The following is a 17,719-nucleotide window of genomic DNA, read 5'->3' on the forward strand; positions in this document are numbered from 1 at the left end:
TATCGCTCGTTTCTAGTTTTTCTATTTTAATTTTTTCACAGCTTCCATAAAGCGTTCGCCTCTAATTTCAAAATTAGGGTATTGGTCCCAACTAGCATTTGCAGGGGACAACAAAATGGCGTCACCCTCTTCACTCAAATCAAATGCGATTGGTACAGCTAACTCTGCATTTTCTGCTGTAGTAACGACAGGGATTCCTGCTTGATTTGCCACATCTACTAATTTTTCTTTCGTTTCTCCAAAAGCAACCAACGCTTTGATTCCTTTCAAAGAAGGAATTAATTCATCAAATGAGAGGCCTCGATCCAAACCACCCGCAATCAAAATCAATTTATCTAGTGAAAATCCACTTAATGCCATTTTTGTTGCTAGAATATTTGTGGCTTTTGAGTCATTATAAAATTTCCGTCCTTTTATTTCACCAACATACTGTGTACGATGAGGCACGCCTCGGAAAAGATGTAACGTTTCTTTAATCGTCTCATTAGAAACGCCGTAGAGCTTTGCCACTGAAATGGCTGCTAGCGCATTTTCAACATTATGGGCACCGGGTACGCCTAGTTCAGCAATCTCCATGATTTTTTCTTGGTCATAAAAAATGCTGCCATCTAATGAATAGGCACCTTTTTCTAATTTTTGCTGTGTTGCAAAAGGTAAAACAGTTGCTTTTGTTTTTTCACTTAATTTTTTCAGTTCTTCTTGATTCCAATTCAAGATCAAGTAATCAGCTTCTGTCATATTTTGTTGTAAATGCCATTTTGCTTTGACATATTCTTCTCTTGTTTTGTGATAATCAATATGGGCTTCATAAATATTCGTTATCACTGCCACATGAGGATGAAATTCGGAGATCCCCATCAGTTGAAAACTAGATAATTCCATCACCATCAAATCATCTACCATTGCTTCTTGGGCGACACTGCTAGCTGGATAACCAATGTTTCCAGCCAAACGTGCAGTTCCAGGAAAATCTCCTGCATTTAATAGTAACCCAGTCATAGTCGTCGTTGTTGTCTTACCATTTGTTCCAGTGATCCCAATAATTGGACATTCCGCTACCTCGTAAGCTAATTCCACTTCCGTAATTACCGGAATATCCAGTTCTTGCGCCTTTACTACAAATGGATGGTTATAAGGAATACCTGGATTCTTAACCATTAAAGAAAATTCTTCATCCAATAATTCGATTGGATGACTTCCTGCAATAACTTTTACCCCTAATGACAATAGTTCTTGCGCTTCAGGATTTTCATTGAAGGGTTTTCCATCATTTACAGTGACAAGTGCGCCCAATTCATGTAACAATTTGGCCGCACTGAAACCACTTTTTGCTAATCCAAGAACAAGGACTTTTTTATTTTCATATGTTGAAATTTTTTTCATTTCCAGTCATCTCCTACCAAATGAACCATAATGTGATTAAAGAAGTCGCGATACTCACTAACCAAAAGACAATATCAATTTTCCATTCTGACCAGCCACTCATTTCAAAATGATGATGAATAGGAGACATTTTAAAGATACGTTTTCCTGTTAACTTGAAAGAAGTAACTTGTAACATGACACTTGCAGTTTCCATTACATATATCAACCCGATCAATAGCAATGTCCATTCTTGATTTAGCATAATGGAAATTGCTGCTAATAGACCACCTAAGGCTAACGAACCAATATCTCCCATGAAAATTTTTGCTGGTTTGCGGTTATAAGCAAAAAATCCAATTAGTCCTCCCAGCACACTCAAACAAACAATCAACACGTCATATTGTTGCTGATGCCACGCAATAATCGCATAAGTTAAAAAGGAGATACTTCCTAACCCTGCAACCAAACCATCTATACCATCTGTTAGATTTACTGCATTTGAAAAACCAACTAACCAAAAAAGAACAAATCCTCCATAAAGAAGGCCAAAGAGGAAATTACCAGGTGAACTTTCTAAATGATAAACGATATAAAAAATAACTCCACCGATGATTTGACCAATTAATTTCTGCTTAGAATTTAATCCCATGTTGCGTTTTTTAAAGATTTTAATGAAGTCATCTAAGAAACCGATAGCCCCATATAAAGCTAAGACAAATAATAGGATGAAAAGAGTAGGCGTTAATTGCTTCTGCCAAGCGCCAACCCAGATTCCTGTTAAGATTGCTGCGACTAAGAACACCAACCCACCCATCGTAGGTGTCCCTGCTTTTACATTATGCCATTGCGGTCCTTCTTCACGAATCGCCTGCCCCTGTTTCTTCATTTGAAAATATCCAATAAATAGTGGCATTGCTGCAACAGTCATTGCACAGCTACTAACGATAGGAATTAATGCTTGTGTCCATTCCATGCTCTTTTCTCTCCCAATTCTTTTCTTTATTCTTCTAAGATAAAACTTAACTTATCCTCGGTGATTTTTTCATATGGTGCTAAACTTTGTTCTTTACAGTAGCCATCACCATGGAAAGTGACTTCAATACCTAATATTTTCCCTAACTTCATGATATCAGCTTTAGACCAACCTGTAACATCAGGCATCAATTTTTCGCCACCGGTATATAGTATAATTTTTTCACCAGAAATCAATTGATCGCCATTTGCTGTAGATTGTTTTTTTACTTTCTTTCCATCACCAATGACGATGGGCTGTAAACCACTTTTTTGTGCATCTGCTGCAGCAACATCAGTACTTAAATTGCGATAATCAGCAACCGTGACTTTTTCTGTTTTTTCTTCTGTGGAAGTATCTTCTTCACTTTCTTTGAAATCCATCGCACGTTTCATTAATGGATTAGCTATTTTAGCTAAGGCTGTTCGATCATAAGTTTTTGGATGTTTCATCGTAATGTATAATACATAGTCTGGATTTTCTGATGGAACCATCTCTACGATCGAGTATAAATAGGCTGTATCACCAGTTTGATATCCACCTTTATCAGAAGCAATTTGTGCCGTTCCAGTTTTGGCCGAAACATTATAACCGGGTACGCTATAAACGCCATACGCACTCCCGTAATTTTCGCTTTCAACAACGTCACGCATGTATTCTCGTACTTTTTCGGTCGTTTCTTTAGAAAATGGCTGTCCTAATACTTCAGTTTGAGTCGTGCGTTCTTCACCAGTTGCTGGGTCCACCACTTTACTTATATAACGTGGTTGGATCATTGTGCCGTTATTAGCGACTGAAGTGAAAGCTTTCATCATTTGGAAATTTGTTACACCGACTGCTTGTCCATACGAACTCATAGCACGATCGACAATATTTTCAGTTGGTAAAGCGCCATTTACTTCATCATCTAATCCTGAATGCGTGCTTTGCCCAAATCCTAGTTTTTGCAGGTAATTATACCAAGTATTACCTAGTCGTTGCTCTAACATAACCATTCCAACGTTACTTGACCATGAAAGAGCTTGACGCATCGTAAGCACACCTTTTTCGCCATAGTCGTGGTCATTGATCGTAGCATCAGCGACCTTTATTTTTCCAGATTGGTACGTTTCATTTTCATCGAATTTCCCTTCTTCAATGGCTGCTGCTGTCGTAAACACTTTCATCGTTGAACCAGGCTCATAGCTATCTTGAACTAAGAGATTTCGCCAAACAGCATCTTTCCCCGTTAATCCTTCCATTGTTTCTGGATTAAACGTTGGACGTTGACCCATTGCCAGAATTTCGCCAGTTTTGGCTTTCATTAAAACAGCCGTCAAATCTTCTGGTTGATATTCTTCATTGACTTGATCCATCAAAGTTTCTAAGTAACTTTGCAAGCGACTATCTAAAGTGGTATAGATATCTTGTCCGTCAACCGCTTTTTCTTCTTCGGCAACTGTCCCAGGTAAAGGATTTTGATAATTGTCTTTTTGGTAAACAATTTTTCCATCTTTCCCACTCAATACATCATTGTAGGCAGCTTCTAAACCAAGTTTACCCACTAAGCCATTTTCACTCTTATCTGGTACGGCATAACCGATAAAGTGAGAAGAAAACACCCCGTTAGGATACATACGAGAAGAATGATTTTCAAAATACAAACCAACGACACCTGCATGTTTCATATCATTTTCGATATTTTGCTTGGTTTCTTGGCTAATATTTTTTCCATAACTACCAAATTCTACTTGGTATAAATCATTCTTTATTCCATCTTGCAAAATCTTTAAAGCTTCGCTTTTTTCAATGGAAAGATTTTTATTTAAAATTTCAGCAAGCTTATCAAAGTCCTTCTCTTGTGCATACAATTTCTTATCACCTGATGTATAAGTTTTTGAAAGAATCGCTTTGATTGAATAGGAAGTAGCGTCTTCTGCCAAAGCCACCCCGTTACGATCATAAATCGTCCCACGCTTTGCTTTTACAACTTCACTACCTTTATATAGTTGTTCTGTCTTTTCTGCCAAAGAGGTTCCTGCAACATGACCTCCAATTACGATATAAGAAAAACGGACGGCAAATAAAAAGAACAATCCAATACTCGTAGCAAATAAAATGATACCTACTTTTTTGCGATTGTTCATCGGATTTAGATTTTTCTTTTCCATAAACCGCCGGAATTTATTTTTAAGACTCATTTACTTCACTTTCCTTAAATTGTCGTCATTGATTGACAACCCTTTTTCTTCTGCGATTTTTTTGATTCGCTCAGTACGCGATAATTCATTTTTTTCTTGTACTAAACTTGTTTTATCTTTTGTTTTATTATTGATTTCTGTTTGAATCGTTGTGATTGATTTTTCTACACCGCTTATATTTGTTCGTAACATCACGGTTAACACACATAATGCGACTACGGAAAAAATAATACTTACAACTGCTATTTTTTCTAAGTTAGAAATGTGCTTTAAACGTTTTGCAGGCGATTGAGGGAGATGAACCTCTTGCTCTGGTTCTGGCAATTGTTGTTCAGGTTGATCGACCAAATCTGGTAAATCATATGGATATTCTTGTACTTTTCTTAATTCTGCCATTACTCTACTCCTCTTTCACTCGTATTTTTTCAGCAATCCGTAATTTCGCACTACGTGATCGGTTGTTTTCAGCTAATTCTTCTTCAGATGGAAGAATTGGTTTTTTATTAATCAATTTAAGTTCTGGTTGAAACTCCTCAGGAACAATCGGAAGGCCTGGTGGTAAGTCTTGAACTGTACTATATTCTTTGAACATATTTTTCACAATACGATCTTCTAGTGAATGGAAAGTAATCACGCTGATTCTTCCATTGATTTTTAAAAGACGAATCGCTTGTTCTAAAGAAGCTTCTTCAGCTCCTAATTCATCGTTTACTGCAATTCTGACAGCTTGGAAAATTCGTTTAGCCGGATGTCCACCTTTTCTTCTAGCAGGCGCAGGAATTACATCTTTAATGATCTCTACCAGTTCTCCTGTCGTTTCAATCGGATGAATTTTTCTTACTCGTTCAATTTCTCGAGCAATTTGCTTGGAAAATTTTTCTTCACCATAACGAAAGAAAATCTTTACTAATTCATTATAAGAATATTCATTGATCACATGAAAAGCTGACAAAGGGACTGTTTGATCCATACGCATGTCTAAAGGGGCATTTTGATGGTAACTAAAACCTCTTTCTGCTTCATCCAATTGTGGTGAAGACACCCCTAAATCATATAAAATTCCATCTACGTGGGAAACATATTCTTTTATTTTTTCTTCTAATTCACGAAAATTCGCTTTGATAAAAGTAACCATGCCTTTTTCAATGTATGGGGCTAACCGTACTTTTGCATGATCAATCGCCTTTTGATCTTGATCAAATGCATAGAGGTGCCCTTTTGAATTTAACTGGCTCAATAAATATTCACTATGTCCGGCACCACCCAGTGTACAGTCTACATAAACGCCATCCGGTTTGATGTTCAATCCATCCACCGTTTCTTTCAACATGACTGTATAGTGTTGAAATGTTTCAGTCATTAGTCAGCCTCTTCCTATTCTTATAGTCCAAAATCAATCATATTTTCAGCAATTTCATCAAAGTTTTCTTCTGCTACTTCAGAAAATTCATGCCAACGTGTTTCATCCCAAATCTCAATACGATTTGCCACACCGATGACTACACATTCTTTTGTTAAAGCAGCATAGTTTCTTAATGTGCTAGGAATGTTGATTCGTCCTTGTTTGTCTAATTCGCATTCAGTGGCTGCCGAGTAAAAAAAACGCACAAAAGTCCGAGCATCTTTTTTAGCTAAAGGCATTTCGTTTAGTTTAGTTTCTAAGTTCGCCCATTCACTCATCGGATAACCAAAAAGACAGCCATCTAGTCCACGAGTAAGAACGAATTGTTCCCCTAAATCTTCACGAAGTTTCGAAGGTACGATCATGCGACCTTTTGTATCAATATTATGCCGATATTCGCCCATGAACATTGAAACTACCCCCGTTTCTCCACTAACTAAAATTAGTCTACCACAATCCCCCACTTTCTACCACCTTTTATAGAAAATCCGAGAATAACTTTTTTGTTAGTAAAAACTTTTTTAAGAATCGAGCTGTAAAAAAACTTTAAAAAATCTTTTTACAGCTCGATTCTTTTTTATCAAAGATAGGCAAGGATATTTAAAACGATCAATAAAAGATAAAAAGCACTTGTCAGTAAAAACGTGAGTCGCCACGTCATTTTCAAATAACGCGAATAAATAATTTCATCATAGTAATAAGCTTGGAATACTGCGATACAAATCGCCATCAATAAAATAGAAATCATAAAAAAAGGCAAGAAAGAAAGGGTTGCCGAATTACGTGATAAAATATGCATTCCTCCCCACAAAAAGGGAACTGCAAGATCGGGGGCTTTGAGTTTAAAACGACGATCCAAAGAAAACAGTTTAACTAAAAAATTGCAACCAAATAGTACGATTGCAGGAAAAATGTACCAAAATAAAATAAGTGGCGTAAAAGTGCCCATCTGACAAAAACTCCTTTTTATAGTTGTTTCAAGTATACCTTATGTATTTTACACAACTATTTCATTTATTTTAAATTTGTAAAGTTTTATTCTACTTTATTTGGATCCCTGATCTTCTTCAAGTCTTCATTTGTTTTTCATCCCACTCTATCAAACTTAGCCAAACATTATCACTGTGCTCTATCGTAATATTCGTTATAATAGAAGAAATAGAGCGTATAGGAGGTCTAATTATGATTAAGTATTTTTCTGTAGAAGATCGTCAATTGATCAATACACAAAAAGAAACAGATGATACAATCTGGTATTGCGTGGAACGTCCAAGCGAAGAAGAAATTCAACAGATTACCCATCAATTTCAAATTCCATCCGATTATATCACTTCTATCTTAGATGATGCAGAAAATTCAAGAGAAGAAGAATTTAATCAAACAAAGTTAACAAAACCAGCGTTATTATTGTTACAATATCCATTTCCGAAAACAAGTCCGAGTGGCTATTTTCAAGTAGATACGTATCCTTTTTCCATTATCGTGACGCCTAAAAAGAAGCTTATCACAATTACCAATCATGAACCACTTTTTTTAAAAAAAGTATTTAGTCAAACTTTTTCTGAAAACGACTTATCCGTCAATTTAAATATTTTCATGCAGTTACTTTGGCAGATCACTTTTTCTTACAATACTTATTTAAGCACTTTAAAATCTCAATGTGATGTGTTGGAAAAGCAACTCCATGTTTCTACAGAAAACAGTCAATTGTATCAAATTATGGATATTCAAAAAAGTTTAGTTTACTTTAAAGAAGCCACCACCGCTAACTTAGCGACGTTGAAAACCTTAATAAAGAATAAAACAATCCAAGAAAACCATGCGCTAAAAAACCATCTTCATGATGTGATTATTGAAACAGAACAATCCCGTACCACTGCACATATTCAATTGAAATTAGTTGAACAGATGAATCAAACTTTTTCAGCAATCATTTCCAATAACCTCAATAATATTATGAAAATTTTAACTTCTCTAACAATCATTTTAACGATTCCCACAATTATTGGCAGTTTGTATGGAATGAATATTAAACTTCCTATTGCTGGTAGGGATGACGCATTTTTATGGTTGAGTATCTTGATGATTTTTATTAGTATTGTTACTACCTATTATTTAAAAAAGGGAAAGTTTTTATAAGACCCTCTTGTGAATAAAAACAAAAGGAGTTAAACTAAAGATAATAATAAAACTTCGAGGTAAAAATGATGCGTGAGAATAAGCAAACAAGTACTTTTTCAAAAATCACTAAATTCGTTGTTTGGACTATGTTGATTCTAACAATTGGCTCAGTTATCTTAACTGCAGTTATGAGTGTCATGTAAAAGTGATTTTGAAGAACAAATAACAAAACCACCCGCTCCCAATTTGGAAGCGGGTGGTTTTGTTATAGCCATCCATTAGAACAGCTTTCTCATTTAGAATAAGATAAACGAATTGGGTTAACCCTACACGCTATTTTTATTTGCTAATCGCAACAATTCCTTGGCATGTTCAAGTGTTAAAGGGGTGATTTCACTCCCTGCTAACATTCGTGCAATTTCTGTTTCTCTTTGTGTCGGTTTCAGTTTTGTCACAGATGTTTGTGTCCTTCCATCTATGATTTCTTTTTTGATGTAATATTGATAGTCCGCTACTGCTGCTACTTGTGGTAGATGGGTAATACATAACACCTGAGAATAATGAGATATTTGCGATATTTTATCAGCAATAGCTTGTGCGACTCTTCCACTTACACCGGTATCGACTTCGTCAAAAATAATACTTGTCACTCCTTGTTCCGATGAAAAAATCGTTTTTAGTGCAAGTAGCATGCGTGAAAGTTCTCCACCGGAAGCAACTTTTACTAGTGGTTTTAAGGGCTCGCCAGGATTGGTGGTTATGTAAAATTCCACTTGATCAAATCCATTAGCGTCTAAGTATCCTGATGATTTGGTAGAAAAACGTACTTCAAATTCAGTGTTTTCCATATACAAGCTTTTTAGTTCGTTCAAAATTGATTTTTCTAATTCTTTGGCAATTTTTTTACGTGTTTCATGCAATGCTAAAGCCTGATTTTGGAGCGATACTTCTTGCTCTGCTAATTCATTTTTCATTTTCTCAAGTTGCCCTTCTGAAAAATCAGAAGAATCCAACTCTTTTGTGATCTCTTCGTAATATTCGATGATCGTTTCGACTGATTCACCATATTTACGTTTCAACTGACGGATCAATTCAAGCCGTTGGTTGACTTCTTCTAATCGATTTTCATCTAGCTCTAGTAGATCAATTTGTCGACTCATATCACCAATTGCATCTTGCAACAAATAATAGGCACTTTGTATATTTTCAAATATTGCCTCGTATTCATTGTCCAAATGTGCGATGCTTTGTAGCTCAGAGACTGCAAAGCCAACGTTGTCGATGCTACTTGGTTCCCCATTACTTAATGCGCTATAGCCACTTGCAAAACTATCAACGATTTTCTGATAATTGCTTAATTTTTCACGTTCTTCACTTAATTGCTCTTCTTCTCCGACCTGTAATGCAGCAGCAGCGATTTCTTCTTGTTGGAAATGAAGCATATCGATTCGCTGAACATATGACTTTTCATTTTCTTGAACTTTCCGAACTTTTCTTTCTAGTTCTCGATAAACGGTATACGCCTTTTGATAATCCTTCTTCTTCTTTTGAAAATTAGTATCCCCAAAACGATCTAACAAGGTAAGATGTGCTTCAGGTTGTAAAAGTTCTTGATGTTCGTTTTGCCCCTGAATGTCGACCAAGTAATTGCCTATTCTTCTAAGATTCGCTAATGTGACGATGTGCCCGTTTACCCGGCAAACATTCTTTCCTGTCAGCGCCATGTCACGACGAACAATGAGGTTATCTCCATCTGATTCGATTCCAAGTTCTGCCATCAATTCAGAAAAACCCTCTTGGCTTGGCCATTCAAATAAGCTTTCTAAAATACACTTATCCGCACCTTGTCGGATATAATCACTTGAACCTCTTCCACCAGCTAGCAAACCAAGTGCATCAATAATAATCGATTTTCCTGCCCCTGTCTCACCAGTGAGAGCCGTCATTCCTTTATAAAAGGACAAATGCAATTTAGGAATAATCGCAAAATTAGTAATACTGATTTCTTGTAGCAACGCAACCACTCCTCAACTCAAAGGTAATGTAGAAAATCCATCTTTAATCTCACTGCATCCTCTTCTAGGCGTGTGATCATTAATACATTATCATCATCATTAATGATTGAAAACAATTCTTTTTTATAACGTTTGTCAATTAAATTAGCTGCTGCTGAAGCATTTCCCGGCAAGGTTTTTAAAATGACGAATTTTTCCATTTGATCAACAGCAACAAAGGCATCTTTTAGCAATTTTTCTAATTTTGTACTGACATCTTCAGTGGTTTGTGCAGGCAGACTATAACGATAACCGCCATCTGTTGCAGGAACTTTGATGAGTTTCAGTTCTTTAATATCTCTTGAAATTGTTGCTTGAGTGACTGAGATCCCTTTATTTTTTAAAATTTCGACGAACTCTTCTTGTTTTCTGATATCATTTTCGTTTATTAGCCGGGTGATCAAACGATGACGATCTTTTTTTCTCATGCGTTCTTCGCTCCTTTTGCGTATTCTTCTTTACTATGATAGCTTATTTCATGCACTTAATAAAGAAGAATCCGCTCTCTTCTTTATCGGCTAATCCACACTTTATTTATCGTTAAATTGCTTGTGGGCTTGGTTGACGACCATTTCTGGATCAACGACAGGAGATAATGATCCTTCACCAGAAACTTTTTTCAAATGCGCTAAAAATTCAATGTTACCTTCTCCACCAGTAATTGGTGAATAATTTAGGTCTAACACATCGTAACCGTGAGAGGTAGAAAAACGTAAGATATCTTCAATCACTTGTATGTGTGTTTTTGGATCGCGGACAATGCCGTTCTTTCCGACTGCTTCTTTTCCCGCTTCAAACTGTGGTTTGATCAATGCAATGACTTCGCCACCTTCTACCAAAATTTCATGTAGCGGTACTAACATCAATCTTAAAGAAATAAAGGAAACATCAATGACGGCGATTTCTGGTATTCCCTCGTTAAAATCTTCAGGTTTTGCGTAGCGAAAATTCATTCTTTCCATGACAACTACTCGTTCATCTTGTCTGATTTTCCAAGCCAATTGATTGTAGCCAACATCTAGAGCATAACTCATCTTCGCTCCTTTTTGTAAAGCAGCATCAGTAAATCCACCTGTTGAGGCACCAATATCCAATAAGATTTTATCCGTTACTGATAAATTAAATACTTTTAGCGCTTTTTCTAATTTCAATCCTCCACGAGAAACATATGGTAATTTTTTTCCTTTAATTTGCAACTCACTGCTGACTGGAATTTTTTCTCCTGGTTTATCAAAACGTTCATTTTTTTCATTATAGATGAGGCCTGCCATTACAGAACGTTTGGCTTGCTCCCTGGTTTCAAATAACCCTTGTTTGACTGCTAAAACGTCTACACGTTCTTTTTCCATTGTTTTCTCCATTTCTATACACTAAATTGTTGAATGAACTGACGAAGAAGTTGTCCGTTAAATAAACAAACATTTTTTTCTAGTTGATCAATGAGACGATTGGCCACATCCATTTCCTTCTTAAGCGCTTCTTTTGTTTCCTCAATTCCTAATAAACGAGGGTAAGTCGTTTTTTCCATTTTCTCATCTTTCCCCGCTGTTTTACCTAATGCTTCTGTTGTGCTAACCATATCTAATAGATCATCCCGAATTTGAAATGCTAAACCTAAATGATTGGCTAGTTTTTGCAATGAAGCTAAAACTTCTTCAGGTTGATTTGCTAATACACCTCCAGCTAAGAGAGCATAGTGTATCAATCGGCCAGTTTTTCTTTCATGGATAAACTTCAATTCTTCTAACGACAATTGTTGAGATTCACCTGCAATATCTGCTGCTTGTCCTGCGACCATACCTTGAGTTCCAGCGCTTATTGCTAATTGCTGTAATAATAATAGCTTAGGCGAATTGGCTAAATGAGTCATGCTTAGTAATTGAAACGCAGCCGTTAATAACCCATCGCCTGCTAAAATTGCCAAAGCTTCCCCGTACACTTTATGATTCGTAGGTTTTCCACGCCTTAAATCATCGTCATCCATGGCTGGTAGATCATCATGGATCAACGAGTACGTATGAACCATTTCTAATGCCGCTGCAACTTGGTAAGTCGTCGTATCAATTGATTCGTTAAAAGCTGCTACAGTGCTTAGCAAAAGTAAAGGACGAATCCTCTTCCCTCCCGCATGGATCGAATAAAGCATACTTTCTTTCAACTTTTCTTCAGAGGTATGTTGGTTTAAAAAAGAAACCATTTCTTCCTCGACAGCCGGGAGATGGATCGTTGAAAAATCAGCTAATTTCATTACGCTTCCTCATTCCCCTCAAAAGCAACTTCTTCATTTGCTTCTGTCATCATTTTCGTCAATGTTTCTTCTGCCTTTGTCAGTGTCTCTTGACAATGTTTACTTAATTCCATACCACGTTTAAAAGCATCCAAGGCAGACTCTAGTGGAACATCACCTTGTTCAAGTTGCATAACAATTTTTTCCAGTTCCTGTAAAGATTCTTCAAATGTTGGATTTTCCATTTTTGATTATTCTCCTTCTTTTACTTCTTGCACTTTCGCCATCACGTGTCCATCTTGATAATGGATTTTGATTGCGTCATTCGGTTTTAACTCCGCTATACTTTTAACGACTTGTCCTTCTAACGTTGTATAGTTGTAGCCACGTCCCATAATTTTTAATGGACTAAGTAGATCCAACGACTGCACAGCTTTTTGGAAACGTTGCTGTTGTGCTTGCATGTATTGTTCCATCTTCTCTGCTAATCGTTTTTCTAAATAGTCGGTTTCTTGTTTGGCAGATTTTACACGATAAATCGGCGCTACTTGTTCAAGCTGATGACTTAACTGTAAAGCTTGCTTTTCTTTTAAATGATAGATATGTTGTGTTGATTGAAATAAACGTTGCTTTAGCTGATCTAATTTAATGGTTTGTCCTTCATACAAACGTTCTGGTTGTCGAAAGACATAGGACTGTTTTGCTCGTTCAAAACGTTCTTGTTTTCGTTGGATTTGACGCATAAATGCTTGTTCTAGTCGAGTTTGTCGCTCTTTCATTTTTAATAACACTTCTGATAAAACTGGCACAGCCAGTTCTGCTGCTGCTGTAGGCGTTGCAGCACGAACATCAGCCACTAAATCGGCGATTGTTGTGTCTGTTTCATGCCCAACAGAAGAAATGACTGGCGTCTTTGCTTCGTGGATCGCTCTTGCTACTGTCTCTTCATTAAATGGCCATAAATCTTCAATGGAGCCGCCCCCACGTCCAATAATCATTGTATCAAAATTACCCAACTCTTCTACTCGTTGTATGTTTTGCACAATATTATTTGCTGCTTGATTACCTTGAACAACTGTAGGAAATAAAACGAGTTGAACAATCGGATAGCGCCTTTTAACCGTCGTGATAATGTCGCGGATAACTGCTCCACTTGGACTAGTTAAAACAGCAATTCTTTTTGGAAAACGAGGAAGTACTTTTTTAGGCGCATGAAAAAGACCTTCTTTTCTCAACTTTTCTTTACGCTCTTCTAGCTCTTGATATAAAGCACCTACACCATCTGGTTCCATATGTTCAACGTAAATTTGATAGGAGCCAGAAGCTTCATATAAAGAGATTCGCCCAACTACAAGAACCTTCATTCCTTCTTTAGGTTGAAAACGCAATTTTTGAAAGGCACCTTTGAACATGATTGCCGATATCTTGGCATGATCGTCTTTTAAACTAAAATATTGATGAGCATTTGCCCTTAAACGAAAATTAGAGATTTCACCGGTTAAATAGACCCTTTCGAGATAAGGGTCCACATCAAATTTTCTTTTTAAATACTTTGTCAAAGTGGTAACTGTTAAATATTCTTGTGTCATCTATTCACCTGCTTCAGCCGCCATAACTGTTTGGTACATTAACATTGTAATGGTCATTGGTCCAACACCTTTTGGTACAGGGGTAATATAACTAGCTAAAGGCGCTACTTCATCGAATTTTACATCACCAATCAATTTTCCATTTTCGTCACGATTCATTCCAACATCAATTACCACTGCTCCTGGTTTAATAAATTCTTTTGTCACAAAATGACCACGCCCAATTGCAACAACTAATATATCTGCTTCTCTTGCTAATTCTGGAAGATTTTTTGTTTTCGAATGCGCAATGGTTACAGTTGCGTCTTTCATTAACATCAATTGTGCCATTGGTTTTCCAACAATATTGCTACGTCCAATCACTAATGCACGTTTCCCAGTCAACTCAATATTATAAGCTTCAAACATTTTCATAATGCCATAAGGAGTACATGGAATTTTATCTGGATTACCTGCTAACAAACGACCTAAATTCATTGGATGAAAACCATCCACATCTTTTTTAGGATCAATAGCAAGTAAAACTTTCTCTTCATCAATATGCTTTGGTAAAGGTAATTGAACGAGAATGCCATGAAATGCTGGATCTTGATTATATTTTTCGATTTCAGCCAACAAATCTTTTTCAGTTATCGTACTTGGGTAGCGTTCTACTTTCGAATGTAATCCAATTGATTTTGCTGAGCGTTCTTTATTTCGTACATAAACTTGGCTTGCTGGATTTTCGCCTACTAATAAAACCACTAATCCGGGATGGATCGCTTTTTCTTTTAATTCTCTCACTTTTATAGCAATCTCTGCCTGCATTTTTTCAGCTAATTCTTTTCCATTAATCAATTCCGCCATACAATCACTCCCAGATTTTTTTGTGCTTTCATTCTACCATAGATAAACAATCTTTTAGAACCTGTTTTTATTTCTTTCATAGAAAAAAGCTGGGACTAGGCCCCAGCTTCGATTTCTTTTAAAACATTGGATAATACGCCATTAACAAATTTACGTGATTGATCATCACTAAACGTTTTCGCTAATTCGATCGCTTCATTCAGCGCCACTGCAGAAGGCACATCTTCCATATATCTCATTTCAAAAATAGCAATACGTAAAATAATCAAATCCATCTTAGAAATACGATTAATACGCCAATTCCCTTTAAGATGTTTTTCAATGGTTTGGTCTAATTCACTTTTTTTCGCGCAAACACCACCCACTAAAGTATCTAAATAAACAGGAACAAATTCTGATTCCTCTTCATTAATCATTTCTTTATGATCTAACTCAATGGCATGATAAATGGCATCTTCTTTAGTTAAATCAGCATTAAAATCTAAAGGAAATAATGCTTGTAATGCCATTTCACGGATTTCGTGTCTTGATAATTCTTTATTCATTTTCTTCCTCTTCGTCTTCAAAAAGTTCTTCGATCGCTGGTTGTTCCAATTTTTCAGGTACTACTGCTACGACGTGCACATTTACTTCTGCCAAGGCAATATCTGTCATAAATAGTACTTGTTGATTGACACGTTCTTGCATTTGCATTGCTACTTTAGGAACAGAGACGCCATATTCTAAATAGCAGTAAAGATCTACTTTTAATCCGTCTTCATCATTGACTAAATAGACACCTTTACCATGGGCTGCTCGTCCTAATAGCTCAGTCACATTGCTAGCAAATGTTCCGCGCATTCCATAAACACCTTCTACTTTTGAAGCAGCAATACCGATGATTACTTCAATAACTTCTGGCGCAATGACGATTTCACCTAGATCTTGAGTAGCATTCAAAATCAAATTTTTGTCCTCTGCCATTTTATTTATTCCTCCTTTTGCCTGTATACGTATTGCTTACGAATGATCAAATTTCGTTTACTTTTTCAATCGAAACGTATAAAGGTAAACTCCTGACTTATCCATTTGAGCATTTTCCCACTCAAACAATCGTCCTTTGTGTTCAAAGCTTGATTTCTTTTATAGTGTATCATTAAATCAAGTGATTTTCTATAACAAAGTCTATATGCTCGATGCTTCTGTCAGACTCTTTATAGAATAATCAATTCTTTGGGTGAATGAGTTAAAACACGGTTGCCTTCTGATGTGATCAGTAAGTCATCTTCAATCCGAACGCCACCAATTCCAGGCAAATAAATCCCAGGTTCGTCTGTAATAATATTTCCAGGAACAAACTGTTTCTCCGCTCTTATTGAGACATTAGGCCCTTCGTGAATTTCCAGTCCAATGCCATGACCGGTCGAATGCCCAAATGCTTCACCATAGCCATGCTTAGTGATATAGTCTCTGGCAACAGCATCTAATTGTTTCCCAGTCACACCTGGTTTAGCTACTTCCAAAACAGCTAATTGCGCCTCAAGGACGATTTGATAAATTTCTTTTAATTGCTCTCCTGGATCGCCAATAGCAAATGTCCGTGTCATATCAGAGACATATCCTTCATAATAGCAACCAAAGTCCAATGTAATTAAATCCCCTTGTTCAATCACTTTTTTACTTGCCACACCATGCGGCATAGCAGAACGTATCCCACTTGCCACAATTGTTTCAAAAGAGACACCAGAAGCGCCAAGTGAACGCATATAAAAATCCAACTGATTAGCTACTTCAATTTCGGTCATTCCCGGTTGAATCATTTTTAAGATATGATCATAAGCCATATCCGCGATGTTACAAGCTTTTTCAATAATTGAAATCTCTTCTTCATCTTTTACCTCTCGAAGTGCTTCAACCATACCAGATACAGGAATCAATTGCGCCTCAATCATTTCTTCTAATACAGAATACTCTAAAAATGAGACAGTCGTTTCTTCAAAAGCTAGCGCACGTAATCCTTCTTTACTTACTAAATCAGCCACTTCTTCAAAAATCGGACCGACATTTTTGATAATTTCAAATCCCTGTGCTTGAGCTGCAGCCTGCTCCGTATAACGAAAGTCAGTAATGAAAAAAGCTTTTTCTAATGTAATAACAGCTAATCCAGTCGTACCAGTAAAATTTGTTAAATAGCGAAGATTGTATGGACTTGTGATCAAGAATGAATCTAAATTTTCTTTTTGCATTTCTTTACGCAATTTTTCTACTCGTAGCATCATAAATGAAACTCCCTCTTTCTTTGCTCTCTTTTTTCTATTATAGCAAATTTTCTTTCCTTCAAAGTAGATAAAACAAAATTTCTCAACAAACTTAGTAGAAACAAAAAATAGTTAAGACAAACCAGTTTGAGATTTGTCTTAACTATTGACCATATGATTACAATCAATGGTGTACTTGATCAATAAGTACCCTAAATTATGAACGTTTTCCAAAAAAGAATGAAACAACCGCTACTAAAATGACAGCACCTAAGATCGATGGAATAAGTGCCATACCTGCTGCGTGTGGTCCCCAATTGCCAAAAATTGCTTGACCAATACTTGCCCCAATCAATCCAGCAATAATATTGGTGATACATCCCATGGAGTTTCCTTTACTTGTAATAGCTCCAGCAATCGCTCCAATGATTGCACCAACGATTAAAGTCCATATCCAACCCATAATATAACCTCCTTCTTTACTCTGTAATTTTATCATACGAAAATTAGCAGGAGCAAATGATTGAACTGCACTTGGTTATTTAAGAGATAGCTTCATCATTCTACTCAAGACACTTCAATACCAGTTATAATTCATAGAGCAAAAGATGGATGGTGTATAAGTGTCTATTTCAAAATCGATAAACGGTGTTCAAATCCTTGCATTTACGGCAATAAGCTCAAAC

The 17,719-nt window shown here is 36.5% G+C and carries 20 protein-coding genes; 2 read left to right on the forward strand and 18 right to left on the reverse strand.

Annotated elements, in window-relative coordinates; all coding sequences use genetic code 11:
• Positions 1–21 precede the first annotated feature (21 nt).
• The 7 genes from murD to EVI01_RS02485 form a co-directional block, all read right to left on the reverse strand.
• The gene (murD, locus tag EVI01_RS02455) at positions 22–1,383 is read right to left on the reverse strand and encodes a UDP-N-acetylmuramoyl-L-alanine--D-glutamate ligase (RefSeq protein ID WP_010751487.1); all 1,362 of its coding nucleotides are present in this window, start codon (positions 1,381–1,383) and stop codon (positions 22–24) included.
• Positions 1,384–1,396: 13 nt separating this feature from the next.
• Positions 1,397–2,338, reverse strand: a complete 942-nt coding sequence (gene mraY, locus EVI01_RS02460; protein ID WP_010751488.1) for a phospho-N-acetylmuramoyl-pentapeptide-transferase — start codon at positions 2,336–2,338, stop codon at positions 1,397–1,399.
• A gap of 26 nt (positions 2,339–2,364) precedes the next feature.
• Entirely contained in the window at positions 2,365–4,557 is a 2,193-nt protein-coding gene (locus EVI01_RS02465; RefSeq protein ID WP_146811512.1) for a penicillin-binding transpeptidase domain-containing protein, read from the reverse strand.
• Positions 4,558–4,953, reverse strand: coding sequence for a cell division protein FtsL (gene ftsL / locus EVI01_RS02470; RefSeq protein ID WP_010751490.1), 396 nt, complete (start codon positions 4,951–4,953; stop codon positions 4,558–4,560).
• Between the two features lie 4 nt (positions 4,954–4,957).
• Positions 4,958–5,917, reverse strand: a complete 960-nt coding sequence (gene rsmH, locus EVI01_RS02475; protein WP_010751491.1) for a 16S rRNA (cytosine(1402)-N(4))-methyltransferase RsmH — start codon at positions 5,915–5,917, stop codon at positions 4,958–4,960.
• Positions 5,918–5,937: 20 nt separating this feature from the next.
• Positions 5,938–6,369: a division/cell wall cluster transcriptional repressor MraZ gene (gene mraZ, locus EVI01_RS02480; RefSeq protein WP_025480670.1), complete on the reverse strand. Its 432-nt coding sequence runs from the start codon at positions 6,367–6,369 to the stop codon at positions 5,938–5,940.
• A 170-nt stretch (positions 6,370–6,539) separates the two neighbouring features.
• Entirely contained in the window at positions 6,540–6,908 is a 369-nt protein-coding gene (locus tag EVI01_RS02485; protein ID WP_010751493.1) for a DUF3397 domain-containing protein, read from the reverse strand.
• Between the two features lie 233 nt (positions 6,909–7,141).
• Here EVI01_RS02485 and EVI01_RS02490 point away from each other — a divergent pair, with 233 nt between their 5' ends.
• On the forward strand, positions 7,142–8,098 hold the full coding sequence (locus tag EVI01_RS02490; protein WP_010751494.1) for a magnesium transporter CorA family protein: 957 nt from the start codon (positions 7,142–7,144) through the stop codon (positions 8,096–8,098).
• A 68-nt stretch (positions 8,099–8,166) separates the two neighbouring features.
• Positions 8,167–8,283, forward strand: a complete 117-nt coding sequence (locus EVI01_RS02495; protein WP_081182379.1) for a DUF4044 domain-containing protein — start codon at positions 8,167–8,169, stop codon at positions 8,281–8,283.
• A gap of 123 nt (positions 8,284–8,406) precedes the next feature.
• Here EVI01_RS02495 and recN read toward each other — a convergent pair whose 3' ends face one another.
• The 11 genes from recN to EVI01_RS02550 form a co-directional block, all read right to left on the reverse strand.
• The gene (recN, locus tag EVI01_RS02500) at positions 8,407–10,095 is read right to left on the reverse strand and encodes a DNA repair protein RecN (RefSeq protein ID WP_010751496.1); all 1,689 of its coding nucleotides are present in this window, start codon (positions 10,093–10,095) and stop codon (positions 8,407–8,409) included.
• Positions 10,096–10,112: 17 nt separating this feature from the next.
• Positions 10,113–10,562, reverse strand: coding sequence for an arginine repressor (locus EVI01_RS02505; protein ID WP_010751497.1), 450 nt, complete (start codon positions 10,560–10,562; stop codon positions 10,113–10,115).
• A gap of 102 nt (positions 10,563–10,664) precedes the next feature.
• Positions 10,665–11,483 carry a TlyA family RNA methyltransferase gene (locus EVI01_RS02510; protein WP_010751498.1) on the reverse strand — a complete coding sequence of 273 codons (819 nt, stop codon included), beginning with the start codon at positions 11,481–11,483 and terminating at the stop codon, positions 10,665–10,667.
• A gap of 14 nt (positions 11,484–11,497) precedes the next feature.
• A complete protein-coding gene (locus tag EVI01_RS02515) occupies positions 11,498–12,382 on the reverse strand; it encodes a polyprenyl synthetase family protein (protein ID WP_010751499.1) in 885 nt (294 codons plus the stop codon).
• Positions 12,382–12,606 (reverse strand): exodeoxyribonuclease VII small subunit, encoded by a 225-nt coding sequence (locus EVI01_RS02520; protein WP_010751500.1) that lies wholly within the window; start codon positions 12,604–12,606, stop codon positions 12,382–12,384. Before EVI01_RS02520 ends, EVI01_RS02515 begins: the two co-directional genes overlap by 1 nt.
• 6 nt (positions 12,607–12,612) lie before the next feature.
• Positions 12,613–13,950: an exodeoxyribonuclease VII large subunit gene (xseA, locus tag EVI01_RS02525; RefSeq protein ID WP_010751501.1), complete on the reverse strand. Its 1,338-nt coding sequence runs from the start codon at positions 13,948–13,950 to the stop codon at positions 12,613–12,615.
• Positions 13,951–14,796 carry a bifunctional methylenetetrahydrofolate dehydrogenase/methenyltetrahydrofolate cyclohydrolase gene (locus EVI01_RS02530; RefSeq protein ID WP_010751502.1) on the reverse strand — a complete coding sequence of 282 codons (846 nt, stop codon included), beginning with the start codon at positions 14,794–14,796 and terminating at the stop codon, positions 13,951–13,953. It lies immediately after the preceding gene.
• Between the two features lie 95 nt (positions 14,797–14,891).
• The gene (nusB, locus tag EVI01_RS02535) at positions 14,892–15,341 is read right to left on the reverse strand and encodes a transcription antitermination factor NusB (protein WP_010751503.1); all 450 of its coding nucleotides are present in this window, start codon (positions 15,339–15,341) and stop codon (positions 14,892–14,894) included.
• Positions 15,334–15,759 (reverse strand): Asp23/Gls24 family envelope stress response protein, encoded by a 426-nt coding sequence (locus EVI01_RS02540; RefSeq protein WP_010751504.1) that lies wholly within the window; start codon positions 15,757–15,759, stop codon positions 15,334–15,336. Before EVI01_RS02540 ends, nusB begins: the two co-directional genes overlap by 8 nt.
• 230 nt (positions 15,760–15,989) lie before the next feature.
• Complete coding sequence (locus EVI01_RS02545) at positions 15,990–17,054, reverse strand: M24 family metallopeptidase (protein ID WP_010751505.1); 1,065 nt, start codon at positions 17,052–17,054, stop codon at positions 15,990–15,992.
• Positions 17,055–17,250: 196 nt separating this feature from the next.
• Positions 17,251–17,496, reverse strand: a complete 246-nt coding sequence (locus EVI01_RS02550; protein WP_010751506.1) for a GlsB/YeaQ/YmgE family stress response membrane protein — start codon at positions 17,494–17,496, stop codon at positions 17,251–17,253.
• Positions 17,497–17,719: the final 223 nt, after the last annotated feature.

The sequence above is a fragment of the Enterococcus villorum genome (assembly GCF_007990225.1).
Lineage (GTDB): Bacteria > Bacillota > Bacilli > Lactobacillales > Enterococcaceae > Enterococcus_B > Enterococcus_B villorum.